The 25,300-nt window shown below is 65.9% G+C and carries 28 protein-coding genes; 10 read left to right on the top strand and 18 right to left on the bottom strand.

Translation table 11 applies throughout. The features are described 5' to 3' along the window. Positions 1 to 11 precede the first annotated feature (11 nt). Positions 12 to 2,315 (top strand): ATP-dependent Clp protease ATP-binding subunit ClpA, encoded by a 2,304-nt coding sequence (clpA, locus tag ACVPT3_RS10470; protein ID WP_492040841.1) that lies wholly within the window; start codon positions 12 to 14, stop codon positions 2,313 to 2,315. 92 nt (positions 2,316 to 2,407) lie between these two features. After that, positions 2,408 to 4,099, top strand: coding sequence for a class I SAM-dependent methyltransferase (locus ACVPT3_RS10465; protein WP_492040840.1), 1,692 nt, complete (start codon positions 2,408 to 2,410; stop codon positions 4,097 to 4,099). Between the two features lie 9 nt (positions 4,100 to 4,108). On the opposite strand, the gene ACVPT3_RS10460 is transcribed toward ACVPT3_RS10465, so the two are convergent. Together ACVPT3_RS10460 and ACVPT3_RS10455 are read right to left on the bottom strand one after the other, a co-directional pair. Further along, on the bottom strand, positions 4,109 to 5,257 hold the full coding sequence (locus tag ACVPT3_RS10460) for a GNAT family N-acetyltransferase (RefSeq protein WP_492040839.1): 1,149 nt from the start codon (positions 5,255 to 5,257) through the stop codon (positions 4,109 to 4,111). Positions 5,258 to 5,402: 145 nt separating this feature from the next. Further along, positions 5,403 to 5,861 (bottom strand): RidA family protein, encoded by a 459-nt coding sequence (locus ACVPT3_RS10455; RefSeq protein ID WP_492040838.1) that lies wholly within the window; start codon positions 5,859 to 5,861, stop codon positions 5,403 to 5,405. Positions 5,862 to 5,952: 91 nt separating this feature from the next. Here ACVPT3_RS10455 and ACVPT3_RS10450 point away from each other — a divergent pair, with 91 nt between their 5' ends. After that, complete coding sequence (locus tag ACVPT3_RS10450; RefSeq protein ID WP_492040837.1) at positions 5,953 to 6,870, top strand: hypothetical protein; 918 nt, start codon at positions 5,953 to 5,955, stop codon at positions 6,868 to 6,870. 10 nt (positions 6,871 to 6,880) lie between these two features. Here the strand turns inward: ACVPT3_RS10450 and ACVPT3_RS10445 are convergent, their stop codons facing one another. The 3 genes from ACVPT3_RS10445 to ACVPT3_RS10435 are packed head-to-tail and all read right to left on the bottom strand — an operon-like array spanning position 6,881 to position 10,230. After that, complete coding sequence (locus tag ACVPT3_RS10445; protein WP_492040836.1) at positions 6,881 to 7,621, bottom strand: polysaccharide deacetylase family protein; 741 nt, start codon at positions 7,619 to 7,621, stop codon at positions 6,881 to 6,883. Positions 7,622 to 7,657: 36 nt separating this feature from the next. Beyond that, positions 7,658 to 8,953, bottom strand: a complete 1,296-nt coding sequence (gene pncB, locus ACVPT3_RS10440; protein WP_492040835.1) for a nicotinate phosphoribosyltransferase — start codon at positions 8,951 to 8,953, stop codon at positions 7,658 to 7,660. Between the two features lie 8 nt (positions 8,954 to 8,961). Then, complete coding sequence (locus ACVPT3_RS10435) at positions 8,962 to 10,230, bottom strand: DNA polymerase IV (RefSeq protein ID WP_492040834.1); 1,269 nt, start codon at positions 10,228 to 10,230, stop codon at positions 8,962 to 8,964. Between the two features lie 106 nt (positions 10,231 to 10,336). On the opposite strand from ACVPT3_RS10435, the gene ACVPT3_RS10430 reads away from it, so the two are divergent. Together ACVPT3_RS10430 and ACVPT3_RS10425 are read left to right on the top strand one after the other, a co-directional pair. Then, a complete protein-coding gene (locus ACVPT3_RS10430) occupies positions 10,337 to 10,702 on the top strand; it encodes a response regulator (RefSeq protein ID WP_492043810.1) in 366 nt (121 codons plus the stop codon). Further along, positions 10,699 to 12,060 (top strand): PleD family two-component system response regulator, encoded by a 1,362-nt coding sequence (locus ACVPT3_RS10425; RefSeq protein ID WP_492040833.1) that lies wholly within the window; start codon positions 10,699 to 10,701, stop codon positions 12,058 to 12,060. Before ACVPT3_RS10430 ends, ACVPT3_RS10425 begins: the two co-directional genes overlap by 4 nt. A 105-nt stretch (positions 12,061 to 12,165) precedes the next feature. Here ACVPT3_RS10425 and rpmG read toward each other — a convergent pair whose 3' ends face one another. After that, positions 12,166 to 12,333, bottom strand: a complete 168-nt coding sequence (gene rpmG / locus ACVPT3_RS10420) for a 50S ribosomal protein L33 (protein WP_008262536.1) — start codon at positions 12,331 to 12,333, stop codon at positions 12,166 to 12,168. A gap of 126 nt (positions 12,334 to 12,459) precedes the next feature. Between rpmG and ACVPT3_RS10415 the strand changes: the two genes are divergently transcribed. Further along, a complete protein-coding gene (locus ACVPT3_RS10415; RefSeq protein WP_492040832.1) occupies positions 12,460 to 13,026 on the top strand; it encodes a hypothetical protein in 567 nt (188 codons plus the stop codon). A gap of 1 nt (position 13,027) precedes the next feature. On the opposite strand, the gene ACVPT3_RS10410 is transcribed toward ACVPT3_RS10415, so the two are convergent. The 6 genes from ACVPT3_RS10410 to ACVPT3_RS10385 all read right to left on the bottom strand — a co-directional run bounded on the left by ACVPT3_RS10410 (position 13,028) and on the right by ACVPT3_RS10385 (position 18,080). After that, positions 13,028 to 13,435 (bottom strand): DUF5990 family protein, encoded by a 408-nt coding sequence (locus ACVPT3_RS10410; protein ID WP_492040831.1) that lies wholly within the window; start codon positions 13,433 to 13,435, stop codon positions 13,028 to 13,030. A gap of 2 nt (positions 13,436 to 13,437) precedes the next feature. Beyond that, positions 13,438 to 14,160, bottom strand: a complete 723-nt coding sequence (locus ACVPT3_RS10405; RefSeq protein WP_492040830.1) for an NUDIX hydrolase — start codon at positions 14,158 to 14,160, stop codon at positions 13,438 to 13,440. A gap of 37 nt (positions 14,161 to 14,197) precedes the next feature. Further along, positions 14,198 to 14,992 carry a helix-turn-helix domain-containing protein gene (locus tag ACVPT3_RS10400; protein ID WP_492040829.1) on the bottom strand — a complete coding sequence of 265 codons (795 nt, stop codon included), beginning with the start codon at positions 14,990 to 14,992 and terminating at the stop codon, positions 14,198 to 14,200. 75 nt (positions 14,993 to 15,067) lie between these two features. Beyond that, a complete protein-coding gene (rnr, locus tag ACVPT3_RS10395) occupies positions 15,068 to 17,383 on the bottom strand; it encodes a ribonuclease R (RefSeq protein ID WP_492040828.1) in 2,316 nt (771 codons plus the stop codon). Positions 17,384 to 17,391: 8 nt separating this feature from the next. After that, a complete protein-coding gene (locus ACVPT3_RS10390; RefSeq protein ID WP_492040827.1) occupies positions 17,392 to 17,832 on the bottom strand; it encodes a type II toxin-antitoxin system VapC family toxin in 441 nt (146 codons plus the stop codon). After that, positions 17,829 to 18,080 (bottom strand): type II toxin-antitoxin system Phd/YefM family antitoxin, encoded by a 252-nt coding sequence (locus tag ACVPT3_RS10385; RefSeq protein WP_492040826.1) that lies wholly within the window; start codon positions 18,078 to 18,080, stop codon positions 17,829 to 17,831. The genes ACVPT3_RS10390 and ACVPT3_RS10385 overlap by 4 nt, the downstream gene beginning before the upstream one ends. A 164-nt stretch (positions 18,081 to 18,244) precedes the next feature. Here ACVPT3_RS10385 and ACVPT3_RS10380 point away from each other — a divergent pair, with 164 nt between their 5' ends. Continuing rightward, positions 18,245 to 19,645, top strand: a complete 1,401-nt coding sequence (locus tag ACVPT3_RS10380; RefSeq protein ID WP_492040825.1) for a pyridoxal-phosphate dependent enzyme — start codon at positions 18,245 to 18,247, stop codon at positions 19,643 to 19,645. Between the two features lie 4 nt (positions 19,646 to 19,649). Further along, positions 19,650 to 20,813, top strand: coding sequence for a cystathionine gamma-synthase (locus ACVPT3_RS10375; protein WP_492040824.1), 1,164 nt, complete (start codon positions 19,650 to 19,652; stop codon positions 20,811 to 20,813). Here the strand turns inward: ACVPT3_RS10375 and ACVPT3_RS10370 are convergent. From ACVPT3_RS10370 to ACVPT3_RS10345, 6 genes are all read right to left on the bottom strand, one after another. Further along, entirely contained in the window at positions 20,798 to 21,268 is a 471-nt protein-coding gene (locus ACVPT3_RS10370) for a thioesterase domain-containing protein (RefSeq protein WP_492040823.1), read from the bottom strand. The two genes, ACVPT3_RS10375 and ACVPT3_RS10370, sit on opposite strands and share 16 nt — an antisense overlap. 54 nt (positions 21,269 to 21,322) lie before the next feature. Then, on the bottom strand, positions 21,323 to 21,580 hold the full coding sequence (locus tag ACVPT3_RS10365; protein WP_492040822.1) for a hypothetical protein: 258 nt from the start codon (positions 21,578 to 21,580) through the stop codon (positions 21,323 to 21,325). 23 nt (positions 21,581 to 21,603) lie between these two features. Then, complete coding sequence (locus tag ACVPT3_RS10360) at positions 21,604 to 21,777, bottom strand: hypothetical protein (protein WP_492040821.1); 174 nt, start codon at positions 21,775 to 21,777, stop codon at positions 21,604 to 21,606. A 36-nt stretch (positions 21,778 to 21,813) separates the two neighbouring features. Further along, complete coding sequence (locus ACVPT3_RS10355; protein WP_267513731.1) at positions 21,814 to 22,026, bottom strand: cold-shock protein; 213 nt, start codon at positions 22,024 to 22,026, stop codon at positions 21,814 to 21,816. A 175-nt stretch (positions 22,027 to 22,201) separates the two neighbouring features. After that, on the bottom strand, positions 22,202 to 22,912 hold the full coding sequence (locus tag ACVPT3_RS10350; protein WP_492040820.1) for a TorF family putative porin: 711 nt from the start codon (positions 22,910 to 22,912) through the stop codon (positions 22,202 to 22,204). Between the two features lie 34 nt (positions 22,913 to 22,946). Further along, positions 22,947 to 23,879 carry an NAD(P)H-dependent flavin oxidoreductase gene (locus ACVPT3_RS10345; protein ID WP_492040819.1) on the bottom strand — a complete coding sequence of 311 codons (933 nt, stop codon included), beginning with the start codon at positions 23,877 to 23,879 and terminating at the stop codon, positions 22,947 to 22,949. A 185-nt stretch (positions 23,880 to 24,064) separates the two neighbouring features. On the opposite strand from ACVPT3_RS10345, the gene queF reads away from it, so the two are divergent. Then, positions 24,065 to 24,526, top strand: coding sequence for a preQ(1) synthase (gene queF / locus ACVPT3_RS10340; protein WP_492040818.1), 462 nt, complete (start codon positions 24,065 to 24,067; stop codon positions 24,524 to 24,526). A 62-nt stretch (positions 24,527 to 24,588) separates the two neighbouring features. Further along, positions 24,589 to 25,293, top strand: coding sequence for a TonB family protein (locus tag ACVPT3_RS10335; RefSeq protein ID WP_492040817.1), 705 nt, complete (start codon positions 24,589 to 24,591; stop codon positions 25,291 to 25,293). Positions 25,294 to 25,300: the final 7 nt, after the last annotated feature.

Raw genomic sequence — 25,300 nt, 5'->3', positions numbered from 1 at the left:
GGAACCTCCCTATGCCTTCATTTTCCCGTCCTCTCGAAGAAACCCTGCACCGCGCCGTCGGCTACGCCAACGCGCGTAGGCACGAATACGCCACGCTCGAGCACCTGCTGCTCGCGCTGATCGACGACCCGGACGCCTCTGGGGTCATGCGCGCCTGTAACGTGGATCTGACCGCCCTGAAGGCGGCGCTGACCCTTTATGTCGACAATGATCTCGCCGCCCTGGCCACGGCCGATGGCGAAGACGCCAAGCCGACGGCCGGCTTCCAACGGGTGATCCAGCGCGCCGTCATCCACGTCCAGTCGTCCGGCCGCGAAGACGTGTCCGGCGCGAACGTCCTTGTCGCCATCTTCTCGGAGCGCGAGAGCCACGCCGCCTATTTCCTGCAAGAGCAGGACATGACCCGGTATGACGCGGTCAACTTCATCGCCCACGGCATCGCCAAGAAGGCGGGCGGCGGAGAGACCAGGCCGGCCAAGGGCGCTTCGCCCGAAGAGTCCGAAGACGCAACCGCGGTCAAGTCGGGCGGCGAGGCGCTGGAAGCCTATTGCGTCGACCTCAACGAGAAGTCGCGCCAGGGCAAGGTCGATCCGCTGATCGGTCGTCAGGCCGAGGTCGAACGCTCGATCCAGATCCTGTGCCGCCGGACCAAGAACAATCCGCTACTGGTCGGCGATCCCGGCGTCGGCAAGACCGCCATCGCCGAAGGCCTTGCCCGCAAGATCGTCAACGGCGAAGTGCCCGACGTCCTGAAGGACGCCACCATCTATTCGCTGGACATGGGCGCCTTGCTGGCCGGCACCCGCTACCGCGGCGACTTCGAGGAACGTCTGAAACAGGTGGTCAAGGAGTTGGAGAACCACGACAACGCCGTGCTCTTCATCGACGAAATCCATACGGTGATCGGCGCGGGCGCGACGTCAGGCGGGGCCATGGACGCCTCGAACCTGCTCAAGCCGGCCCTGGCTTCGGGTTCGCTGCGGTGCATGGGTTCGACGACCTACAAGGAATATCGCCAGCACTTCGAGAAGGACCGCGCCCTCGTGCGTCGTTTCCAGAAGATTGACGTCAACGAGCCGACGGTCGAGGATACGGTGAAGATCCTGAAGGGGCTGAAAACCTATTACGAACAGCACCATAAGGTCCGCTACACCGACAGCGCCATCAGAACGGCGGTCGAACTGTCGGCGCGGTACATGACCGACCGCAAGCTGCCGGACAAGGCGATCGACGTGATCGACGAGGCCGGGGCGTCGCAGATGCTGGTGGTTGAATCCAAGCGCAAGAAGGTGATCGGCCAGAAAGAGGTCGAGACCGTCATCGCCAAGATGGCCCGGATCCCGGCCAAGTCGGTGTCCAAGTCCGACACCGAAAGCCTGCGCGAGCTGGACGTCGATCTGAAGCGGGCTGTGTTCGGCCAGGAGCAGGCCATCGAACAGGTCTCGGCGGCGATGAAGCTGGCGCGGGCGGGTCTGCGTGATCCGAACAAGCCAATCGGCAGCTTCCTGTTCAGCGGTCCGACCGGCGTCGGCAAGACCGAGGTGGCCAAGCAGCTGGCGTCGACCCTGGGCATCGAGATGCAGAGGTTCGACATGTCGGAATATATGGAGCGCCACACGGTCAGCCGGCTGATCGGGGCGCCTCCGGGCTATGTCGGGCATGACCAGGGCGGTCTGCTGACCGACGCCGTCGATCAGCACCCGCATTCGGTGGTGCTGCTGGACGAGATCGAGAAGGCGCACCCGGATGTCTACAACATCCTGCTGCAGGTGATGGACAACGGCATGCTGACCGATGCGGTCGGCAAGAAGGTGGACTTCAGGAACGTCATCCTGATCATGACCACCAACGCCGGGGCCGCCGACAACGCCCGCGCCTCCATCGGCTTCGGCCGGGGCAAGGTCGAGGGCGAGGACGACAAGGCCATCCAGCGCCTGTTCGCGCCGGAGTTCCGTAACCGCCTGGACGCCATCGTGGCCTTCAAGCCGCTCCAGGCCGATACGATCCGCTCGGTTGTGACCAAGTTCATCCTTCAGTTGGAAGCCCAGCTGGCGGACCGGAACATCACCATCGAACTGACCGACGAGGCGGCCGACTGGCTGGCCAAGAACGGCTTCGACGAACTGTATGGCGCGCGTCCGCTGGCGCGGGTCATCCAGGACTCGATCAAGAAGCCGCTGGCCGACGACATCCTGTTCGGGCGTCTGACGCGCGGCGGGCATGTGAAGGTTCAACTGAAGGACGGCAAGATCGACTTCGACATCAAGAGCGCCGGCGGCGTTCCTGCGAAGTCGGAGGAAGAAGAGACGGCCTGATCGGGCCTGATCCAGAATGAACTGAAGGCCCGGGTGGAGACGCCCGGGCCTTTTTTCATGCGCGTGGCGTTCGCGGGCGGCATACTGGACCCATGGGGCAGACGGAACAGTTTGATCAGGCGGCGGCATTGCTCGTTCAGGCGGAGCGGCGGCTGGCGGATGGGGATCTGCACGGCGCCTTCGCGGCCTACAAGGCGTGCCTGAAGGCGGCGCCCGATTTTGCGCCCGGACTTGCGGGCATGGGTCTGTTTCTGGCTGAGCACGGCGATCCCGGAACGGCGGCCCAACTGCTGAGCCAGGCGATGGTGACCTGGGAGGCAAGCGGAGAGGCGACCGGGGAGGCGGCGATGCGGGTGCGGGTCGCGCCGGCGCTCGCGCGGTTGCTCGAAGGGTTAAAGCCCAGCGCCTGGGATCCGGCGCTGGACCGCGATTTGCTCGTTTGTCTGACCTCGCCCACCGTAGATCCGCAGACCCTGGCGCGCGTCACGGCGGAGACCCTGCTGTTAAAACAGGGGCGGTTCGACGGAACGGCGGCGATGCTGGAGGCCATGGGGCGTGACCCCTTGTGGCTGGCCTTTCTGTCGCGGTGCGTGAACGTCAGCGCCGCCATGGAGATACGTCTCGACGCCGTGCGGACGGCGGTGGTCGAGGCGGCCGGCGCATTTGAATCGCCTGTCGGAGACCTGGTCGCCGCCCTGGCGATTAACGGCTTCGCTTCCGAATATGTCGCACCGGTACAGGCAACTGATGGCGTTGCCGCCGTGCTGTTCCGGTTGCGGACCGGGTCAGAGGCCACGGCCTTGGGGGAGGGTGAACTTCAGGCGCAACTGATCCGCCGCGCCATTGACGAACCCGCGCGGGAGCGCGCCCTGGCCCAGTCCGTGCGGGCTCTGACGCCCGACGGTGCAGACGCCGTGTCCGAAGCGGTCAAGGATCAGTACGAGGCGAACCCCTATCCGCGTTGGTCTGCGCCCCCCGCGCCCACGCCGCGAAGGCTCTCTGACGCGATCGCGGCCTTGCCGGCACTTGACGACAAGGCCTTCGGGGGCCGGGTAGAGAAGGTTCTGGTCGCGGGGTGCGGCACGGGGTTCGAGCCCATCGACATGGCGCGGATGGACCTTTCGCTTGTGATCACCGCCATGGATCTGAGCCGGGCCAGCCTGGCCCACGGCATGCGGGTGGCCGAAGACCTCGGGCTGACGCGGGTGCGGTTCGTCCAAGGCGACATCCTCGCGTTGGACAAGGTACAAGCGCGGTTCGACGTCGTCACCAGTACGGGCGTGATCCACCATATGGCGTGCCCCGAGGACGGGCTGGCGCGGCTGGCGGGAGTCTTGCGGCCGGGCGGCGTGGTGCGGCTGGGGCTCTACAGTGAGCGAGCGCGGACGGTGGTGCGGGCGGCGCATGACCTGATCCGGGCGCGGGGCTGGACGCCGGTCGAGGCGGACATCCGGGCGTTCCGCGCCCATGTTCTGGCCCTGCCCGACGGGGAGCCCTTGGCCGCGCTGAAGGAGAGCGCCGACTTCTACAGCCTCAGCGGCTGTCGCGACCTCGTCTTCCATGTTCAGGAGCATCGTTACACGCCGCCCCAGCTCGGCGAGTTGATCGAGCGAGCCGGGCTTCGACTGGTCGGGTTCGAGGCGTCGCCGGAGGCGAGGGCGGCGTTTGCAGCCGCGTTCGGGTCGGCCGATCCGCTGGATCTCGGCCTGTGGGACCAACTGGAGGCGCGACGGCCCGAGCTGTTCGCCGGCATGTACCATCTGTGGGCGCAGAAGCCGACGTAGAGGTGGACGTCAGCCGTCCTTTTTGAAGGGCGACAGTTCCTCGGTCATCTCCAGTCTTTGAGCCTCGACAGCCGGGCCTTCACGCCTGAGATAGTCGGCCACCGGGCCGCGCAGCGCGCGGTCGGCGATGAAGTGGGCCGAATAGACGGGGGAGGGCAGATAGCCCCGGGCGATCTTGTGCTCGCCCTGGGCCCCGGCCTCGACGCGGGACAGGCCGCGCGCAATGGCGAATTCGATGGCCTGATAATAGCAAAGCTCGAAATGCAGGAACGGGACCTCTTCCAGCGTGCCCCACTGGCGGCCGTACAGGGCGTCGCGGCCGATGAAGTTGAGAGCGCCTGCGATGGGCGTTCCATCTCGGATGGCCATGACCAGGGCGATGCGCTCCGCCATCGTCTCACCGACCCTGGTGAAGAAGTCCCGCGTCAGATAGGGCCGCCCCCATTTGCGGTCGCCCGTGTCCAGGTAGAAGGCGAAGAAGGCGTCCCAGTGGGCCTCGGTGATCTGGGCGCCGGTCAGCACGCGGATGTCCAGATCCGTCTGGGCGTCGCGGCGTTCGCGGCGGATCGTCTTGCGGCGGTTGGCCGACAGGGCGGCCAGGAAGTCGTCGAAGGTTTGATAGCCGTCATTGCGCCAGATGAACTGGATGTCCTGGCGGGGCAGCAGGCCGGCGTGGCCCATGTCTGTCCACTCGACTTCGGTTGGGAAGTTGATGTGCAGAGACGAGACGCCCAGCCGCTCGACCAGGGTGAGGGCGCCCTGAAGCAGGGCCTGCCGCACCGTCGCGGCGTCTGTGTCGGGATGATTGAGGAAACGCGGGCCGGTCGCCGGGGTGAAGGGCACGGCGCCCAGCAGCTTGGGGTAATAGCGTCCGCCGGCGCGCTCATAGGCGTCGGCCCAGCTGTGGTCGAAGACGTATTCGCCCTGGCTGTGGCCCTTCAGATAGAGGGGCATGACGCCGAGGACGGCGTTGTCCTCGTCCTGCAGGGCCAGATGGCGCGGCGCCCAGCCTTCTTGCGGGACTGCGCTGCCGGAGGCTTCGCAGGCGTGCAGGAAGTCGTAGGAGACAAAGGGATCGCCGGTGGGACGCGCGCAGGCGTCCCAGGCCTCGCGGTCGATGTTTGCTATGGCGTCATGGACGGAGAGCTGGAAACTCACGCCCTGCCCCCAAAGTCCGTCATCCTCGGGCTTGTCCCGAGGATCCATAGACTCAGCCCATCGACGGTACGCACGCCGTAGACACCAGGAGTATGGATCCTAGGCACGAGGCCTAGGATGACGGGGAATGAGGTGGAGCTGACGGTCAACGGATCTCCACGATGGCGTCGATCTCGACCGCGAAGCCGAGGGGCAGTTTGTAGACGCCGACGGCCGAGCGGGCGTGGCGACCGGCGTCGCCGAACACCTCGACCATCAGGTCCGAGCAGCCGTTGATGACGGCTGGAATGGCCTCGAAATCCGGTCCGGCCTGGACGAAGCCGCCCAGTTTCACGATCCGCACCACCCGCTCCAGGTCGCCGTCGCAGGCGGCCTTGATCTGGGCCAGCAGGTTGACGCCGCACAGGCGGGCGGCGGCGTTGGCCTGTTCCGGCGTCACGTCGACGCCGACCGTGCCCTTGATCCCGCCCGATGCGTCATTCGACAGCTGGCCAGAAATATGGACCACCGCGCCAGTCTGGACAAAGGGCACATAGTTGGCGACCGCCTTGGCGGGTTCCGGCAGGGTGATGCCGAGTTCGGCGATGCGGGCTTCGATGGTCATGGGGGCTCCTTGATCTGGTCGGCGGTTTAGCGCGGCGCAAGGGCGGCGTCACCCATTCGGCGTCTTAAGCCTTCGCCAATCGCGCGGTCGTATGATCTTCGCCATGGATCTGCACCTGACCCCCGATGTCGCCGCCTTCCAGGCCGTGCTGGCGCGCCTATCCTCCGAGGACTGGGCCCGTGTCGACGCCGTCAGCCGGACAGCCGCAGCCAAGGCCGCAGAGGCCGCGCCTCACTGGGATTTCGAAATGCCGGCCAAGGCGGTGGACGCCGTTCTGGGCGCGGGCGTCTCAGACGAGGTCCGGCGCGGGCTGATCGCTTCGTGGGCCTTGCAGTTGCCGGATCGGGTCGCGGCCATGGGCCTGCCGGCCGAAGTCCTGGCCCTCTATCCCTATTGGTTCGAACAACTCGCCGCCTTCCTGACCAAGGCCGAGGGCGACTATGATTTCGATCACTGGGCCAAGGATGTTCGCTTCACCCTGGCGCTCAGCGTCCCGGCGGCAAAGAGCCAGGTGATCGATCTCAGTTCCCCGGTCGGGCCGGGGCAAATCATCAAACATGTGCGCGACGGCTGGGGCTTCGGGCCTCTGTTCCGATATCTGGCCGCGGGCGCCAAGCGTGAGCCGTGGCTGGAGGTCCATACCGAGAGCCGCTGGCTGCGTGGCTTCAACGAAGACGGATGGAACGAGGCCTGGGCCACGGCCGCGGAAATCTGTCGGACCCGGCCCGAGCTGGCGGGGATGATCGGCTCCAGCTGGTTCTATGACCCGCCCCTGACCGAGATCAGTCCGCGTCTGGCCCATCTGCGGCTCAATCCGCTGAAAGGCGGCGCCTTCATGGTTCACCAAGGGCCGGGTGATATCCACACCGAACGCGCAAGCACAGCCTCGGCGTCGCGCAAGGCGCTGATCGACAGCGGCGACTACACCGCGCGGTCGTGGCTGATGGTTTGGCCGAGGAAAGAACTGATCGCCTGGGCGGATCGCAGGAAAATGGAAGAGGCTGGATGACAGCGGGGGCCTAATACGCCGCCATTCCCCACGCCGCGGCGACGGGCAGTATGTCTAGATCGGCGGCCTTGGCCAAACGGATCAGGCGGTCGATGTCTTCGGGGCGGCAGCCGTAGGGTGTGGGGGCGTCGCTGACGTCGTGGCCGTAAGCGATCAGCCAGCCCTTTGACGCCGCCGTGTTCGCGACCAGTTGCTCCAGATCATAGCCGGGCAGGCGCCGGCTCTCCAGGCCGATGGCCTGCAACAGGTTGCGATCTGCGCGGCCGGCGTTGATCCCGTCGCGCACGCCACGTCCGCACAGGAAACGGCGGTCGATGATGGCCTTTGAGCCCAGGGCGCAGTCGCCGAACGGATAGGCGAAGCTGAGCATCTGATAGTCGTCTAGCCGTTCTGATACCCAGGCGGCGTTGCGGGCCAGGCTGGCGTCCAGTTCGGCCGGCGACAGGCGCAGGGTCGAGACGTGTTCGTAGGTGTGGCAGCCGACCTCGTGACCGGCCTCGTGCAGGGCTTGCAGATGTTTGGTCTCGAACTGAGGCAGGTCCAGGTTTCGTTCGCCGGCCAGACCGCCGCAGATATAATAGGTGGCCTTCACGCCGTGCTGCGCCAGCACCGGCCCGGCCTCGAGCCAGGCGGAGGCGGGGATGTCGTCGAACGACAGGCTCAGCACGCCTCGCGCGGGCTGGATCGTCGCGGGGCGGACATCCAGATAGCGGCCGGCGCGGCGGCGCATCTTGTCGACGAAGGCGTTCATGCCGCCCTTATGACCTAACGGGCTTAAGGCCGGGTTTCAGACCGTGACGGGTTGGGCGGTCAGGCCGCGGACGCCGAAGACGCGGCGATAGCGTTCGATTTCGGTCGGATCGCCGACCGCCTTTGCGGGATTGTCTGACAGTTTGACGGCGGGCCGGCCGCCGGCCTCGACGACCTTGCAGACCAGGGAGATGGGCTCCAGCTCAGGGGCGGGCGCCGGCGAACAGTCGCGGAAGTCGTTGGTCAGATTGGTGCCCCAGCCGAAGCTGAGACGCGCTCGGCCATGGAAATGGGCGTGGGCGGCTTCGATGCCGTCGATGTCCATTCCGTCCGAGAAGATCAGCAGCTTCTCCTTCGGATCGCGCCCGCGCGCCCGCCACCATTCGATCAGCCGTTCGCCGGCTTCGATCGGCGGCGCCGAGTCGGGGCGGAAGCCGGTCCAGTCGGCGACCCAGTCCGGCGCCTGATCCAGGAAGGCCTCGGTGCCGAAGGCGTCGGGCAGGACGACCAGAAGATTGCCGCCGTAGTGCCGCCGCCACTCGTCCAGCACCGCATAGGGCGTCTGGGCCAAGGCCGCGTCGTCGGGCGCCAGGGCGGCCATGACCATCGGCAGTTCGTGGCCGTTGGTGCCGATGGCCTCAAGATCGTTCTCCATGGCGTGAAGCACGTTGGAGGTGCCGATGAAGGACCGGCCCAGGCCTTCCTTCAGCGCCTGAATGCACCAGCGCTGCCACAGGAAGCCGTGGCGACGACGGGTGCCGAAGTCGGACAGGGCAAGATCGGGCAGGGCGCGCAGCCGCTCGACCTTGGACCACAGCCGGGTTTTGGCCCGGGCGTAGAGGATATCGATCTCGAACCGTCCGAGGCGACGTAGTCCGACCCGGCATCGCAGCTCATTCAGGATGGCCAGCGCCGGGATTTCCCACAGGGTGACCTCGGCCCAAGCGCCGGAAAAGGTCAGGACATACTGACCGTCCTGAACCGACAGGTCGTAATCGGGCAGGCGGTAGTCGGTCAGCCAGCCGATGAAGTCGGGCGAGAAGATCTGTTTGACGCCGTAGAAGCTGTTGCCCGCCAGCCAGACCAGCTCCTTGTTGGTGAAGCGCAGGGTGCGGGCGTGGTCCAGCTGGTCGCGTAGGGCGGTGATGTCGATCTCGTCGGCCAGGCGGACGGATCGGGTGCGGTTGATGACCTGGAACACCACCGGCGTGTCGCGATGCTCGCGCCAGATCATCTGCAGCATCAGCAGTTTGTAGAAGTCGGTGTCCAGCAGGCTGCGGACGATCGGGTCCAGGCGGAAGCCATGGTCGTAGGCGCGTTTGGCGAGGTCCATGCCGCTTCCTAGGACTTCAACGCGCGTCCCGCCACCACGGCGTTCTTGCCGAACTTTTCACGCAGCTTGTCGATGGCGCGTTCGGTTTTGAGCGTTCGGGTCTCGGTGGTCTGGAACAGGCCGGCGGGGGCGTCTTCGGCGTCCTGGATGTCGGCCATGCCGATGCCGATCAGCCGATAGGGCGGGCCCAGTTCCGGCTTCAGCAGGTCGCGGCCGGCGGCGAACAGGGCGCGGGCGGTCTGGATGGGTTCGGCCAGGCTGATGCGGCGGGTTATGATCTTGAAGTCGGTGCGGCGCAGTTTCAGCACCAGGACGCGGCTGGCGACGCCGTCGCGGCGGGCCTTGGACGCCAGCTTCTCGCAAAGGGGCCACAGTTCGGCCTCCAGCGTCTCGGCCGTGATCAGGTCCTCGTTGAAGGTGGTCTCGGCGCTCATGCCCTTGCGGTCGCGGTCCGGGTTTACGGCGCGGGCGTCGCGGGCGTGGGACAGGTCGTAAAGGCGCAGACCGGATTCGCCATAGCGTTTGACCAGGTCGCGCACGTCGGCCTGGGCCAGGTCGCCGATGGTGGCGTAGCCGTCGCTGCGCAGGGCCTTGCCGAACACCGGGCCGACGCCGGGCAGGGTGGTGACCGCACGGGGCGCCAGCAGGGCCTGGGCGTTGGCGGCGCCGACGACCGAAAAGCCGCGCGGCTTGTCCATCTCGGACGCCATCTTGGCCAGGAAGCGGTTGGGGGCCAGGCCGATGGAGACGGTCAGGCCCGTCTGATCCTCGATCTGCTTCTGGAAACGGATCAGTTGAAGGGCCGGCGGTCCTCCGTTCAGTCGTTCCGTGCCCGACAGATCGACCCAGGCCTCGTCCAGCGACAGCGGTTGGATCAGGGGCGTCAGTCGGCCGAGGGCGCCGAGGATGCGTTCCGATTCGAAGACGTATTTGGCGAAGTCGGGTTTGATCACCACCGCTTCGGGACAGGCCTTCAGCGCCTTGAACATGGGCATGGCGCTGCCGACGCCGTACTGGCGGGCGATATAGCAGGCCGTCGATACCACGCCGCGCTTGCCGCCGCCGACGATGACGGGCCGGTCGCGCAGTTCCGGTCTGTCGCGCTTCTCCACCGAGGCGTAGAAGGCGTCGCAATCCATGTGGGCGATCGAAAGTTGATCCAGTTCCGCATCCGCGACGATGCGACGAGATCCGCACGCCGGACAGCGTCGCTCTGGCGGCCCCTCGGGATTGTCCCCGGTCCACAGACAGTCGCGGCAGACGGCCTTTATGGCCACGTTTAAGGTCTCCGTAACCTTGGCTTCACCCCAACTTAAGACTGGGAAGGGCAGTATCGCACACAACGAGGCGTCGCCATTCGCAGGCGATGCAGGTCAGGTGATGATGTCCAAGAAAGTCCTCATCGTCGAGGATAACGAGCTGAACATGAAGCTTTTTCATGATCTGCTCGATTCTCAGGGGTATGAGACCCTTCAGACCCGCGAGGGGCTGCAGGCGCTCGCCTTGGCGCGCGCCCACCATCCCGACCTGATCCTTATGGATATCCAGTTGCCGGAAATCTCGGGACTTGAAGTCACCAAATGGCTGAAGGACGACGATGACCTGAAGTCCATCCCGGTCATTGCGGTCACCGCCTTCGCAATGAAGGGAGATGAGGAACGCATCCGTCAAGGCGGGTGCGAGGCCTATATCTCCAAGCCGATCTCGGTCATGCACTTCCTCGACACCATCCGGCAGCACATGGGATGAGCGCGCGGATTCTCGTGGTTGACGACGTGGACGTGAATGTTCGTCTGCTCGAAGCCAAACTGACCATCGAATATTACGACGTCCTGACCTGCAACAACGGGGCGACGGCGCTCGCCCTCGCGGCTGAGCGCCAGCCGGACCTGATTCTGCTTGATGTCATGATGCCCGGCATGGACGGGTTCGAGACCTGCCGCTTGCTGAAGATGCGGCCGGAGACCCGCCATATTCCGGTGGTGCTGGTGACGGCGCTGGATGGGCGCGAGGATCGCATCCGCGGGCTGGAGGCAGGGGCCGACGACTTCCTCACCAAGCCGATCGACGACGTCGTCCTGTTTGCCCGCGTCAAGTCGCTGACGCGGCTGAAACAGGTGATGGATGAACTGAGGGAGCGCGAGGAAAGCAGTCGGCGCATGGGGGTGGAAGGCGAGGCCGCCGCACGCCTGCGCAGCGAAGGCGGCCGCGTCCTGATCGTCGATGACGACGCCGCTCAGGCCCAGAAGATCGCCGCAGAACTGGGGCGCGAGCATCGCGTTGCAATCGAGGCCGATCTCGAGGCTGCGATGGCGGCGGTCAAGGGACCGCTGGATCTGATCATCGTCAATGTCGCGGCCCAGAGCTTCGACGGGCTGCGGGTAGTGGCCCTGGCCAAGTCGGGGGATGCGCGTCGCGCCCCGATCCTGGCCGTGGTCGAGCCGGCTGAACGACCCCGCATGGTCAAGGCCTTGGAGCTCGGCGCCACAGATATCTTGCCGCGCCCGATCGATCCTGAGGAATTGTCGGCCCGGGTCAGAACCCAGATACGTCGCAAACGCTATACCGACTTTCTGCGTCAGAAGCTGGACAGCAGTCTGGAGATGGCTGTCACCGACGCTCTGACCGGTCTGCATAACCGCCGCTACATGACCAGCCAACTGCAAGCCCTGGTCGGTCGCGCCGCGCACGGCGGGTCGTCGGTGGCCCTGCTGGTGCTGGACATCGACCATTTTAAGTCGGTCAACGACGGCTTCGGTCACGACGCAGGCGACGAGGTGCTGGCCGAATTCGCCGTGCGCCTGGCCACCAATGTGCGCGCCGTGGACGTCCCGTGCCGGATGGGCGGCGAGGAATTCGTGGTGGTGATGCCGGGCGCCAGTCTGGAGGACGCCCAGATGGTGGCGGAGCGAATTCGCCGCGACGTGGCCTCGGCGCCGTTCCGGGTCATGGGCGGCAAGGAGCAGCTGACCATCACCATCTCGATCGGGGTCGCCGCCACAACCGGCGACGGCGACACGCCCGAAGGCCTGCTGAAACGGGCTGACGAAGGGGTATATGAGGCCAAATCCAGCGGCCGCAACAAGGTTGTCGCCAAGGCGGCCTGACGTCCCTTCCTCATTCCGCCCCATGGGGATGAGAGAAAGCCAACAACCAGAAACGCCCGGCTGGGACCAGCCGGGCGTTTCGCATTATCTCAGCAGATCAAGGGATTACTTGATCTTGCCTTCCTTGAAATCGACGTGCTTGCGCACGACCGGGTCGTACTTCTTGACGACCATTTTTTCGGTCATGGTGCGGGCGTTCTTCTTGGTGACGTAGAAGAAGCCGGTGTCGGCCGTGGAGTTCAGGCGGATCTTGATGGAAGCCGGTTTGGCCATCGGAATTACCTCTGCGACGGCGAAAGCCGCTTAAAATAAGAGGCGCGGAACATACTCAGGATCGCCCCAAAGTCAACGGGCGCGATGTCGCCTTGATGCGGCGCGGCTCATATATAGTCTGGGCCTATGAAAATCGCATCCTTGCTGGCCGCAGCGGCCCTGGTTTCCCTGTCGTCCGCTGGCCTCGCGGCTGCGGCGCCGGCTCCGGCCCAGGACGCGTTCCTGGCGCGGCTGAACGCCCTCTGCGGTCAGCGATTCGAAGGCCGGGTCGTCACGACCGACGCCGCCGACGCCCGGTTCGCCAGCGAACGGCTGATCATGCACGTCCGCGACTGTTCGCCGGACGAGGTGCGGATTCCCTTTGCGGTAGGCGAGGACCGGACGCGCACCTGGGTTGTGACCAAGACGGACGCCGGCCTGCGGCTGAAGCATGATCACCGGCATGAGGACGGCACGACCGACGTGCTGCACTGGTACGGCGGTGATACGACGAGCGCAGGCACGGCCGAGCGGCAGGAATTCCCGGTCGACGCGGAATCGATCGCCCTGTTCAACGCCAACGACGCGGCGGTCTCGACCACCAATGTCTGGGCGATGGAGGTCCGTCCGGGTCGGATGTTCGCCTATGAGCTGCGGCGGCCGAACCGGCATTTCCGCGTCGAGTTCGACCTGACGAAGCCGGTCGCCGAATAGGTCAGACGGCGCGCCAGGGCTGGAGCGGCCGCACGGTGGCGCAGGCGGGGCCGCCGTCGCGGGCGCGGCCGGGCAGAATGGCTTTCAGTACACGCCCCTCGCGCGCCAGGGCCAGCAGGTCGGCGGGGATGTCGTGGACGTCGATCTTGGCGCGACGGCTCCATTCGCTGTGCTGCCCCGCCGATGTGCCGATGGCGATATAGACGAAGCGTCGTGACGGCCCTTCGCGTCGCACGAAGGGACCGGTCAGCCGCCCGTCGTCGGACAGGGTGATGGGGACGTCGAAACTGATCGGACCCTCGTCGGCGATGCGAGGATCGACCGGCATGTTGGCCTTGTCCTGCAGGCTGTAGGCGACGCCTGGGACCGGGTCTGCTGTGGTCAGGCGCAGGGTGATGGCGCTGGGCATGGTCAGTCCCTGTGATCGACGACGTGGCGGCCGCGGACCATGCGCACGAAGGGCAGGGGGCGGTCGGGATTGGCGCGGTCCTGGGCCAGGCGCTCGGCCAGTTCGCCCAGCACGAAGCGGGTGATGGCGGGCAGGTCCAGGGCGCGAGCGTCCTCCAGGGGGAGCCAGGCGATCTCGTCCAGTTCGCCGGACCCTGCGGTCGGCTCGGGCGTCAGCAGGGCCTCGGCCGACGCCATGAAGAAGCGGGCGTCGAACCGCCGGGTGCGGCCGGGCGGAGTGACGGCCCGCGCGATGTAGGACAGGACCGACAGGTCGGGCAGGGCGCCCGCCTGTCGGTATTCGCGCCACGGTCCGGCGACGCTAGCCGACGGGGCGGGCCGCCCCAGGATCAGCCCGGTCTCCTCGAAGGTCTCGCGCACCGCCGTCAGCGCCAGGGCGCGCGCACGGCGGGCCGGCAGTTCGCCTTCCAGCCGCCGCGCGACATCGGAGGGGAGGTCGCCCGTCGAGGCTGCAGTGAAGTCGCTGCGGTCGATCCGCCCGCCCGGAAACACCCATTTCGACGCCATGAACACATGCCCCGGCGCCCGCCGCCCCATCAGCACCTCCGGCCGCGATACGCCCCGAGTCAGGATCAGGGTTGCGGCGTCCTTCGGCCGTTGGGGGCCACCGACACGCGGGGCGTCAGCCAGATCCTGAGCGGCATCGAAGGGGGAAGAAGATGGCACATACCCAGCATATCACGAACGCGACGGCTTTGTTGGTTCACGCGCGTCGCCAATAGGCCACGAACACGAAGGTCCCAGGCTTGGCTGGGTTCGACCCATAACGCCACATCTCATTGCGGAGGCCTTCAAGTCCTTTTGGAATGGTGGCCAAGTCCTGAAGCCGAGACATTAGGTCGATGATATCACTGCCTGAGACGGCAGGCCGCGTCGTGCCGGCCGCTTCGCACAGTGTCGCGCTGCAAATCACGCCGAAAGAACTGATGTCATCGGTCTCGCGCAGGATTTCCTGATATCGCTGCGAAAGCCGCGCCTCCGCTGCGGGAGACCATTGCGGGTCAGCGGCGCTTGCGGCTTCTGCATGTAGAGTGGCCAAGTCGGGCTCACGATTCTCCTGCGAGATGATATCTGCCACCACGCCGTCATCATGCTCTGTGATTGCGGACGCGGAAGGTACGGAGGTATGTTGAGCCAAAAGGAATGCAGCGGTAAGCATTGCGGCGGCCGTCATGGGCAGTCTCCATCGTCTTAAGAATGACGCCCGCCGGTAGGGCGCCGCGTCTGGACGAATGAAGGATGACGGAAAGGCTGAAGGGGTCGCTAGGTCGATTAAATCGTCACAATTTTCCTGGGCAATGATGAGGCGCGCTAGTTCGCGGCTGCTGCCGACGCCGGTCTTGCGCCGCGCCGAGCGCAAACGTTCGTTCACTGCTGCGGTCGTGCCGCCCCGGAGCGACGCGATTGACTTGGCGGTATGTCCTCGAGCCAAAAGCCTCAGAACATCGCGCTCTGCTTTGTTCAGGCGGTCCAGAACCGAAGTGTCGCCAGCGGTCATCCATAGCTCCTTGAGTGTCCACTATGACCAACAGCCTAGCTGCGGGCCTCACCAAATAAATTGGTGGCGGTGCTTCTACTTCCTTTTGCCCTTGCGCACGCCCTTCAGTCCGCCCGCCGGCTTGGAGCCGTTGCGAGGCTTGGGACCGCCCGGCCGGCCCTTTCCGCGCATGGGCGGGCCGTCGCCGCCGCGTCCGCGTATGCCGTAGCGCGGCGCCGGAGCGTTTGGATCGCGGGGCTCCGGCTCGCTGAGCATTTCGAACACCAGGCCGCCGGTGACGGGGGTGGCCTCCATCAGCTTGACCTCGACCTTGCGGCCCAGGGTGAACCGCTTGCCGGTGCGTTCGCCGACCAGGGCGTGGGCGCGGTCGTCGTGGGCGAAATATTCGCTGCCCAGGGTCGAGACCGGGACCAGGCCGTCGGCGCCCGTCTCGTCCAGCCGGATGAACAGGCCGAAGCGGGTGACGCCGGTGATCCGCCCGGTGAAGGTGGCCCCGACCCGGTCCTCCAGGAAGGCGGCGATATAGCGGTCCATGGCGTCGCGCTCGGCGGCCATCGACCGGCGCTCGGTCATGGTCACGCCCTCGGCAATGGCGGGCAGTTCCGCGATCTCGCGATCCGTCAGCCCGTCCTTGCCGAAGCCCAGCGCCCGGATCAGGCCGCGGTGGACGATCAGGTCGGAATAGCGCCGGATCGGCGAGGTGAAGTGGGCGTAGCGATCCAGGTTCAAGCCGAAGTGGCCCACATTGTCCGGCGAATAGATGGCCTGCATCTGGGTGCGCAGGACCACCTCATTGACCACATCGGCGTATTCGCCGTCGCGCGTCTCGTCCAACAGCTTGTTGAACCGCTTGGTCGTGCCCGGCTCGCCCTTGTTCCACGGCTTGCCGATGGTCGAGAGGAAGTCGGCCAGGTTGAAGATCTTCTCCTGACTGGGCGCGTCATGGACGCGGTAGATCAGCGGCGTCTTCTTCTGCTCCAGGGTCTCGGCGGCGCAGACATTGGCCTGGATCATCATCTCTTCGATCAGCCGGTGCGCCTCCAGCGAGGCGCGCTTCTCGATCGAGGCGATGCCGCCGTCTGGCGCCATTCGGATGCGGCGCTCGGCGGATTCGATCTGCAGCGGGCTGCGCTTCAGCCGGCCCTTCAGCATGGCGTGATAGGCGTTCCACAGCGGATAGAGGATGGCCTCCATGATTGGGCCGGTGGCGTCGTCAGTTTGCCCGTCGATGGCCGCCTGAGCCTGTTCGTAGCTGAGCTTGGCGTGCGACCGCATCAGGCCGCGCACGAACTTGTGGCCGGTCTTTCGGCCGTCCTTGTCGAACACCATCCGCACGGCCAGGCAGGCGCGGTTCTCGCCTTCCTTCAGGCTGCACAGGCCGTTCGACAGAACCTCGGGCAGCATCGGTTCGACGCGGTCGGGGAAATAGGTCGAGTTGCCCTTGTCGCGCGCCTCGCGGTCCAGATGGGTTCCGGGGCGGACATAGGCGGCGACATCGGCGATGGCGACCCAGACGATCCAGCCGTTCGGGTTCTTGGGATCGTCGTCGCGCGCCGCATAGACGGCGTCGTCATGGTCGCGCGCATCGGCGGGGTCGATGGTGATGAAGGGGACCTCGCGCAGGTCCTCGCGCCCCTTCAGCGTCGGCAGGGCCTGATCCTCGGCCTCGCGCTCGACCGCCTCGGAGAAGCCGGTCGGGACGCCGTGGGCGTATATGGCGATCAAGGAGGCGGCGCGGGGATCGTCCTCCTTGCCGATATGTTCCAGGATCTTGCCGCGCTTGGGTCCATAGCGCTGCTCGCCCTTTTCGATGGCGGCCAGGACCAGGTCGCCGTCGCGCAGATCGCCGGACTGGGCCTGGGGCACCAGCAGCACGTCCTTGGAGCGGCGGTCGACCGGCTCGACGCGAGTCTCGCGCGCCGACTTGCGGATGACGCCCAGGACGCGGTTCGTGCCGACGTCCAGCTTCTTGATCAGTCGGGCTTCCCAGCCGTCGCCGCCGCGCTGGAACTTGACCAGCAGGCGGTCGCCCAGGCCGGGGGCGGGACCGGGCTTGCCCTTGTCGGGCATCAGTATGGCGCGGGGCGCGTCGGCGCTGGCCTCGACCAGGCGGACATACAGTTCACCGTCCCCGTCGCGTTCGATCACATCGGCGACGCCGACAGGGGGCAGGGCGCCGGCTTCGGAAAAGCCCTTGCGGCCGCGCTTGCCCAGTTTTCCTTCTTCTTCCAGTTCGCGGATCATTTCGCGCAGAGCCCGGCGGTCGCCGCCCTTCAGCCCGAAGTGGCGCGCGATATCTGTCTTCTCCGCCGATCCGGCCTCGCGCAGGAAGGCGAGGAGGGTGTCTTTGTCGGGGAGGCCGGCGGGCGGACGTTGGGTGGGTTTGGTCATTTCGTCTTTCAGACTGCCGAACTCTCGGCAGGATTCATACAGGGCAGGCCGACGGCTTGGGCAGCGGCGGCCAGATTATCGTCGAGCGTGATCAACCTGGCGTCGATGCGCCGGCAGATCGCGATGTGGAGCGCGTCGGGCGCGCGGAGTTTCAGGTCGAACTGGCGCACGAGAGCAGTCGCCTCGCGCACGTCGGTCGGATGGATGTCGATGAGGTCGCCAGAGGCGATGACCCAGTCGTCGAGATTGCCCAGGAGATGATCGCCCTGATCAACTGTGCGCGCCCGCATTCGGACCAGGCGAGAGATGGCTGAAGAGACCTCTGCCACGACGAAGTCGCTTACTAGCAGATCGGCTTCCGTGGTTGTGGTGTGATCGACGACCGATTGGCCGGCCGGTTCGCTGAACAGGATCGCCGCCAGGGCGCTGGCGTCGAAATAGTCGATCATTCGACGGGCTCGTCATACATCCCGTTGATCAATTCGACCGTGGTCATGCCCAGCGGGGGCTGGGATAGGCGACGGTTGGCGATCTCCAGAAGCCTGGCCTTACGCTGTTCCGGCGTCAGGCTCGGCAGAGAGCGGATTTCGGCGACGGGCTTACCGTGACGGGTGATGATCACCTTCTCGCCCTCGATGGCCCTATCGAGCAGGCGCGGCAGGCTGTTCTTGGCTTCGGCTACGCTATAGGCCGCCATTATCTCTCTCCGAATATGGCCATAAATATAGCCATTTTGCCGTGACCCCGCCAGTCATGCCCTTTAGAGGGATCGGGAACTGTTCACTGCGGTCAAATCTTGCATGAGTTGACCGAGTGAAGGCGGGGCTTCAGCTTCCGCCAGATCCTCCAACGGAGTCGTCCATGACCCTTTCCGCCCCCGCCCTGAGCGCGCTCGTCACGTCGCCGCTGGATCTGATCGGCAAGACGCCGATGGTGGAGGTGACGAAGATCGACACCGGCAAGTGCCGGTTGCTGTTGAAATTGGAGTCCCAGAACCCCGGCGGCTCGATCAAGGATCGGATCGCCGTCGAAATGCTGGACGCGGCTGAAAAAGAGGGCTGGCTGAAGGAAGGCGGCACCATCGTCGAGGCGACGGCGGGCAATACGGGCCTGGCCCTGACCCTGGTGGGCCGGGCGCGGGGCTATAAGGTGCTGCTGGTCATCCCGGACAAGATGTCGAAGGAAAAGATCCAGCATCTCCGGGCCATGGGCGCCGATGTGCGCCTGACCCGTTCGGACGTGCCGCACGGGCATCCCGAATATTACACCGACATGGCCGAGCGTCTGTCGCAGGCCATTCCCGGCGCCTATTACGTCAACCAGTTCGCCAACCATTCGAACGCCGACGCCCATGTGAAGACGACGGGGCCGGAGATCTGGGAGCAGACAGGGGGCGACATCGACGCCTTTGTCGCCGGCATCGGCTCGGGCGGGACGATCACCGGCGTGGCGCGCTACCTCAAGAGCGTCGGCTCCAAGGCCCAAATCGTCCTGGCCGATCCGGTCGGATCGACCCTGGCCGGCATCGTCAACGACGGTGTTCCGGGGCCTGACGGCAGCTACACCGTCGAGGGCATTGGCCAGAACTTCGTGCCCGATACGGCGGACATGAGCCTGATCGACAAGGCCTATTCGATCCCGGATGCGGAGGCGATCGCCACGGCGCGCGAACTGTTGCTGAAGGAAGGCATCCTGGCGGGGTCGTCGTCGGGCACGCTGATCGCCTCGGCCCTGCGTTGGTGCCGCGAACAGACCGAGGCCAAGACCTGCGTCACTTTCGTCTGCGACACCGGGGCCAAGTACCTGTCCAAGGTCTATAACGACGCCTGGTTGGCGGATCAGGGCCTGGGCGAGCGTGAGTTGCACGGCGATCTGTCGGACCTGATCAACCGTAAATACGAGAAGGGCGACGTGGTCGTGGCCGGGCCGGGCGACACCCTGGACACCGCCTTCAAGCGGATGAAGGGCGCCGACGTGTCCCAGCTGCCGATCATCGAGGACGGCCGTCTGGTCGGCATCCTGGATGAGAGCGATCTGATCCATGTGATGAACACCGACGAGATCACCCGCAAGGAGCGGTTCGCCAAGCCGGTGGCCTCGGCCATGACGCGCGATCTGGATACGCTTCAGGTCAAGGAGCCGCTGGACGCGTTGATCCCCGTCTTTGATCGCGACCGGGTGGCCATCGTGCTGGACGGCGAAAAATTCGTCGGCCTGATTACCCGCACCGACCTGATCAACCACCTCAGCCTGAACCGGTAATCCCATGGCCGACACCAAGAACAGCCAGGGTTTCTCGACCCGCGCAATCCATGCGGGACAGCACCCCGACCCGACCACGGGCGCAGTGATGACGCCGATCTACGCCACCTCGACCTATGCCCAGGAAAGCCCGGGGGTGAACAAGGGGTACGAATACGCGCGGGGCAAGAACCCGACGCGCGAGGCGTTCGAGGCCTGTATCGCCGACCTGGAGGGCGGCACGCATGGGTTCGGCTTCGGCTCGGGCATGGCGGCGACCTCGACGGCGCTGGAACTGCTGGATGCGGGCGATCATATCGTCACGGGCGACGACCTGTACGGCGGATCGTGGCGGCTGTTCGAGCGGGTGCGGCGGCGGACCATGGGGCTGGACTTCGCCTATGTGGACCTGAGCGACATCGCCGCGGTCGAGGCGGCGATCACGCCCAAGACGAAGATGCTGTGGGTCGAGACCCCGACCAATCCCTTGATGAAGCTGGCCGACATCGCGGCCCTGTCGAAGGTGGCCAAGGCGCACGGCCTGCTGCTGATCGTCGACAACACCTTCGCCACGCCCTTCTGCCAGCAGCCGCTGAGCCTGGGGGCGGATGTGGTGATGCACTCGGCGACCAAATACCTGAACGGCCATTCGGACATCATCGGCGGGGTGCTGGTGACGGCCGATCCCGACCTGGCGACGCGGATCAAGTTCCTGCAGAACTCGGTCGGCGGGATCATGGGGCCGTTCGACGCCTTCCTGGCCAACCGGGGACTGAAGACCCTGGCGCTGCGGATGAAGGCGCACTGCGAGAACGCTCTGACCGTCGCCCGCTGGCTGGAGACCCGCAAGGGGGTGGCCAAGGTCATCTATCCCGGCCTGATCGCCCATCCGCAGCACGCACTGGCCGCGCGGCAGATGCACGGCGGCTACGGCGGCATGGTGACGGTGATTCTGGACGGCGACCTGGAGCGCACCAAACGGGTGCTGGAGCGGGTCGAGGTCTTCACCCTGGCGGAGTCGTTGGGCGGGGTCGAAAGCCTGGTGAACCACCCGGCCATCATGACCCACGCCAGCGTGCCCAAGGAGGTCCGCGAGGCGGGCGGCATCACCGACAGCCTGATCCGGCTATCGGTCGGGGTCGAGAACGTCGAGGACCTGATCGCTGATCTGGGTCAGGCCCTGGGCTGATCCTGGGCGTCGCTCATGCTCAGGGCGACGAAGCTGCCTTCGAAGCGGCCTGCGGCCTGACCATCCTCGGTCAAGATCGCCACGACTGTGACACGCGCCTTCCCGCGCCGATTGAACTGGGCGACGAAGCGCGGCCAGCCGGCGGGATCGGCCAATGTGGCGGTGGACTGGAACGTCCCCGCGATGGCTCGGTCATAGTGGACGGTGTTGGACTGGATCACCAGTCGAGCCTTCAGCCCTTCGGCTGTCAGCCGGGTGTGCACCAGCGACCAGGCGGAGAGAATGGCCAAGGCTGAGGCGCTTCCACCAAACACTGTGTCGCGGTGATTGATATTGGGCGCGAGAGGCGCCTGAAGCGTCAGGGTGTCCGGTGTGATGGCCTCGACACTGACCTGCATCGCGCGGGAGAGCGGGATGTGATCTTGGAGATAGGACTGGAGGGCGTCAGGCGTCATGGACGCCTTTTAGCAACCTTGGCACGCCCAGCCAGCCTGGTGTCGTCGTCAGCCTCAGCTGGAGGGCAGAGCCGTCTGGTGGCCGGTGACGGGGGGCAGCTTCTTCTTGGGGGCGGCGCGCTTGACCGGGGCCTTGGCGGCCTTGGGCAGGGCGGCGCGGCGGGCGAGTTCGTCGTCGATGACCGGCAGGATGTCGCTGGCGGCCATGACCTGGGTGGAGGCGCCGTGTTCGACCAAGCGGGCGGCGTTGGCGCGCAGGGTGTTCAGGTCGGCGTCGGTCATCGTCGGGATCATGTCGGCGAGCGGGGTCATGTCGTCATCCGTGCAGAAAGGCTTCAGGGCCGGCGCGCGAGGCGCCAGCCCTTCAGCTGATTGAAGGCGATCTCGACCACGACCGGATCACCCAGCCCGGAGACGCCCTGAGGCGAACCGAGCGTGGGCAGAACCGTCACGACGTGGCCGTTGTCCAGGCGAACCTTGCGGCTGCCCAGCGGCAGTAGCTTCGTCACCTCGCCGTCGAAGGCGATGGTGTTGAGACGCGTGTCCTACTCAGCCGCCGTAAGGCGACCGGCGGATTCCTTGCCGGAGCGCTGGTCGCGCTCGATTTCGTAGCCGATCTTTTGGCCTTCGTTCAGCGAGCCGAGGCTCGAGGTTTCGACGGCCGAGGCGTGGACGAAGACGTCCTTGCCGCCATCATCGGGAGCGATGAAGCCGTAGCCTTTGGTGGGGTTGTACCATTTAACAGTGCCGGTAGCCATTTGGAGACCTCCGTCTGGCGTTGACCGCAGGGAGGGATCCCTGGTCGGCCTGTCGGGTCTGAATGGGATCGGCTTTTGGACCTCGGTGCGTGATGCAAAGGGAGCAGCGGCGTTACGCAGAGAGATCGACCGTCCCCATATGGGCCTCCCGCCACCCCGGCGCAAGGGCGGGGGGTCAGAAGGCGTAGGCGAGCTTGGCCACCAGGGCGTCCTCGTACTGCTCGTCAAGCGGGGCGGCGTCGGTGTCGTAGTAGCGCAGGTCGAGGTCGAGGGCGTCGGTCAGGGCGTAGGTCACGCCCGCGTTCCAGCCAGTGTAGTCGGGGCCGCCGTTCTGTTCGCGTCGCCCGAGGGCGGCCGAGCCGTCGAGGCGGGGCGTGAAGGCCCAGCCCAACTCGGCCTCGACCCAGACATAGGACCGGGTCGAACCGGGGGCGTCGGGGGCGTACTGGACCAGCAGGGCGGCCTGGGCGGGACCGACGGCGCGGCTGACCTCCGCGCTCAGCTCCACGCCGTCGGCGTCATAGCCGGCCTCGACATCGAGGCGGCGCTTGTAGGCGACGTTGAGATCCAAGGCGTAACCGAAAGCCTCAGGCCGGTAGCCGACGATCCAGTCCGTCTCGATGTTCGAGCCGCCCGCCTGGATGGTCTGGAAGCCGGGGGAGACATAGATCAGGCCGTCGGCGCTCTCCCAGGCGGCATAGGCGGAGACATAGGCGTCATTGCCGGACTTGGAGGCGGCCTTGGAGCGGTTGTCCGTCCCCGCTTCGACCTCAAAGCCCCAGACGCCGCCGCCGGGAGACGTCTGGGCCTGGGCGGGGATGACCGCAGTCAGGACCAGAATGGGAGCCAGCAGGACGGAGGCGACGAGCGACGGGATACGGATCATGCGGGCTCCAACGCGCGGAATGCGCGAAGGAGCCTTACAGGGTCGCGGTCTTGGCTGAAAACTGTTCCGTGGCCTGAGCGAACTCTTGTCGCAGGCGGGCGACCAGTTCGGCGGTCGGCAAGACGTCGTGGATGGCGCCCGCGCCCTGGCCGGCGGACCAGACGGTCTTCCAGGCCTTGGCCTCGTCGCCCATGTCCAGCTTGTGCTCGGGCAGGTGTTTGGGGTCGATCCCGTTCTCGACCAGGGACTTGATCATGAAGTTGGCCGGGATGCCGGATACGGCGGGGGTGTGGACGATGTCGGTCGAGCCGCTGTCGATGATCATCTGCTTATAGGCCTCGACCGCCATGGCCTCGGTCGTGTTGATGAAACGGGTGCCCATATAGGCGAAGTCGGCGCCCAGCATCAGGGCCGCCGCCACGTCCTGACCGGTGGAGAGGGCGCCGGACAGGATGATGGTCCCGTCGAAGAAGCTGCGGACCTCGTTGACCAGGGCGAAGGGGTTGATGATCCCCGCATGGCCGCCGGCGCCGTTGGCGACCAGGATCAGGCCGTCGACGCCCGCCTCGGCCGCCTTTCGGGCGTGGCGGATGTTGGCGATGTCGTGGAAGACCTGACCGCCGTAGCCGTGGACCGCGTCCACGACGTCGCGCACCGCCCCCAGCGAGGTGATGATCAGCGGCACCTTCTCATCGACCGACACCATCATGTCGGCCATCAGCCGGGGATTGGTCGGGTGGACGATGTGATTGACGCCGAAGGCGGCCGCCTCGGGCTTCAGCCGACCCTTGATCTCGTGAATCCAGTCGCGATAGCCCTCGGTCGTGCGCTGGTTCAGCGACGGGAAGGTGCCGATGACCCCGGCGTTGCAGGCCTCGACCACCAGATCCGGGCCCGAGACCAGGAACATGGGGGCCGAGATGATCGGCAGGGTCAGGCCTTTTGCGAGCGAAGCGGGAATGGCCACGGGCGTCTCCTGGGTTTTGTTTCGCTACGCTTAGCGGGGTGTCGCGGGGGAAGGCAATCGGGAGGGTGCAGTCTGCAAAAGAGTGAAATTGGGGTGGCGGCCCGACGTCTTCCCTTCTTCCATGGGAGGGGAAGCTGTGTGCGGGGAGGATTTTCATACGCGCCGCGAGCGCCTAAATGCGCCCCATGACCCACTACACCGACAACCTCAGCCAGCTCGGCGCCCAGACCGCCGCCCCGACCAGCCCCGAGACGGCCGTGCTGGAGCGGGTGCCGAACCCGCATGGGGATACGCTGTATCTGGCCCGGTTCACGGCGCCCGAGTTCACCAGCCTGTGCCCGGTGACGGGCCAGCCGGACTTCGCCCATATCGTCATCGACTATGCGCCGGGCGACTGGCTGGTCGAGTCCAAGAGCCTGAAACTGTACCTGACCAGTTTCCGCAACCACGGCGCCTTCCACGAGGACTGCACCGTCGCCATCGGCCGGCGGCTGGCGGACCTGCTGGCGCCGAAATGGCTGAGGATCGGGGGGTATTGGTATCCGCGCGGCGGGATTCCGATCGACGTCTTCTGGCAGACGGGCGTGGCGCCCGAGGGGCTGTGGCTGCCGGATCAGGGCGTGCCGACTTATCGCGGGCGGGGGTGAGGCCTTGCGTCCTTCTCCCTCTGCGAGCGAAGGTGGCTCATTGAGGGGTACAGAGGGGTGCAATGCTGCTGTTCATTTTCGCCATTCTTACAGGCCAGGACGCCGGTCAGAATACGCCCCCGGATGTCGCGGAGCGGACGCCGCCTGTTCTTGAGGCATCGCCCTTCATCCAGCCGCCAGCGGATTTCATGGATCTGGAAGGCGAAGGGGTTGTTAGACTGACCTGTTTGGTCACGACGGAAGGCCGTGCGCGCGATTGCAGCGTCGTCTCGGAAACGCCCGAGGATCTCGGGCTGGGCCAGGCCACTCTAGCGGCGAGTACGGATTTCCGTTTTCAGCCTGCGACCGCAGCCGGTTTGCCCGTTGAAGATGAGATCAGCTTCAATGTTCGCTTCAGAGTCTCAGGCGAGACGGGACCAAGGCGAGAAGGAGCCGTCCGGGCGCCCCCAGAGATGGATAGGGCGATAAGGCCGGTCGATCATTTGGGTTATGTCCAGGGTCTGTGTGCGACGTTCCTGAGTGCAGGCGAAAGGGGACGGCTCGAGGCGGGGTACGCGCGGTTTAAAGCCGATCAAAAGAAGTTGCCCCTGTTTGATCAGGTTCTGTTCGGCGCCTTTGGCCGCGCCAAATATGGGGACAGCGCACCACCGATGTCCGAGGATTACTGCGCCGCCTCGCTAGAGTCGGCGTGGGAGGGATACGAGGAGGCGTCCGAACTGATAGCGACTGTTGAGGCTTCGCTTCCGACGATGGCCAGACGGCGATAGGCGGTTG

This window comes from Brevundimonas sp. FV1ps31S (genome assembly GCF_058681265.1).
The sequence above is the reverse complement of the archived record's forward strand: the minus strand, read 5'-3'. Positions and strand labels throughout refer to the sequence as shown.

Bases quoted from the DNA above. Each gene is read 5' to 3' on its own strand.
- clpA (WP_492040841.1), top strand. From the start codon at position 12: ATGCCTTCATTTTCCCGTCCTCTCGAAGAAACCCTGCACCGCGCCGTC.
- ACVPT3_RS10465 (WP_492040840.1), top strand. From the start codon at position 2,408: ATGGGGCAGACGGAACAGTTTGATCAGGCGGCGGCATTGCTCGTTCAG.
- ACVPT3_RS10455 (WP_492040838.1), bottom strand. From the start codon at position 5,861: ATGACCATCGAAGCCCGCATCGCCGAACTCGGCATCACCCTGCCGGAA.
- ACVPT3_RS10450 (WP_492040837.1), top strand. From the start codon at position 5,953: ATGATCTTCGCCATGGATCTGCACCTGACCCCCGATGTCGCCGCCTTC.
- ACVPT3_RS10445 (WP_492040836.1), bottom strand. From the start codon at position 7,621: ATGAACGCCTTCGTCGACAAGATGCGCCGCCGCGCCGGCCGCTATCTG.
- pncB (WP_492040835.1), bottom strand. From the start codon at position 8,953: ATGGACCTCGCCAAACGCGCCTACGACCATGGCTTCCGCCTGGACCCG.
- ACVPT3_RS10430 (WP_492043810.1), top strand. From the start codon at position 10,337: ATGTCCAAGAAAGTCCTCATCGTCGAGGATAACGAGCTGAACATGAAG.
- ACVPT3_RS10425 (WP_492040833.1), top strand. From the start codon at position 10,699: ATGAGCGCGCGGATTCTCGTGGTTGACGACGTGGACGTGAATGTTCGT.
- rpmG (WP_008262536.1), bottom strand. From the start codon at position 12,333: ATGGCCAAACCGGCTTCCATCAAGATCCGCCTGAACTCCACGGCCGAC.
- ACVPT3_RS10415 (WP_492040832.1), top strand. From the start codon at position 12,460: ATGAAAATCGCATCCTTGCTGGCCGCAGCGGCCCTGGTTTCCCTGTCG.
- ACVPT3_RS10410 (WP_492040831.1), bottom strand. From the start codon at position 13,435: ATGCCCAGCGCCATCACCCTGCGCCTGACCACAGCAGACCCGGTCCCA.
- ACVPT3_RS10400 (WP_492040829.1), bottom strand. From the start codon at position 14,992: ATGACCGCTGGCGACACTTCGGTTCTGGACCGCCTGAACAAAGCAGAG.
- rnr (WP_492040828.1), bottom strand. From the start codon at position 17,383: ATGACCAAACCCACCCAACGTCCGCCCGCCGGCCTCCCCGACAAAGAC.
- ACVPT3_RS10390 (WP_492040827.1), bottom strand. From the start codon at position 17,832: ATGATCGACTATTTCGACGCCAGCGCCCTGGCGGCGATCCTGTTCAGC.
- ACVPT3_RS10385 (WP_492040826.1), bottom strand. From the start codon at position 18,080: ATGGCGGCCTATAGCGTAGCCGAAGCCAAGAACAGCCTGCCGCGCCTG.
- ACVPT3_RS10380 (WP_492040825.1), top strand. From the start codon at position 18,245: ATGACCCTTTCCGCCCCCGCCCTGAGCGCGCTCGTCACGTCGCCGCTG.
- ACVPT3_RS10375 (WP_492040824.1), top strand. From the start codon at position 19,650: ATGGCCGACACCAAGAACAGCCAGGGTTTCTCGACCCGCGCAATCCAT.
- ACVPT3_RS10370 (WP_492040823.1), bottom strand. From the start codon at position 21,268: ATGACGCCTGACGCCCTCCAGTCCTATCTCCAAGATCACATCCCGCTC.
- ACVPT3_RS10365 (WP_492040822.1), bottom strand. From the start codon at position 21,580: ATGACCCCGCTCGCCGACATGATCCCGACGATGACCGACGCCGACCTG.
- ACVPT3_RS10355 (WP_267513731.1), bottom strand. From the start codon at position 22,026: ATGGCTACCGGCACTGTTAAATGGTACAACCCCACCAAAGGCTACGGC.
- ACVPT3_RS10350 (WP_492040820.1), bottom strand. From the start codon at position 22,912: ATGATCCGTATCCCGTCGCTCGTCGCCTCCGTCCTGCTGGCTCCCATT.
- queF (WP_492040818.1), top strand. From the start codon at position 24,065: ATGACCCACTACACCGACAACCTCAGCCAGCTCGGCGCCCAGACCGCC.
- ACVPT3_RS10335 (WP_492040817.1), top strand. From the start codon at position 24,589: ATGCTGCTGTTCATTTTCGCCATTCTTACAGGCCAGGACGCCGGTCAG.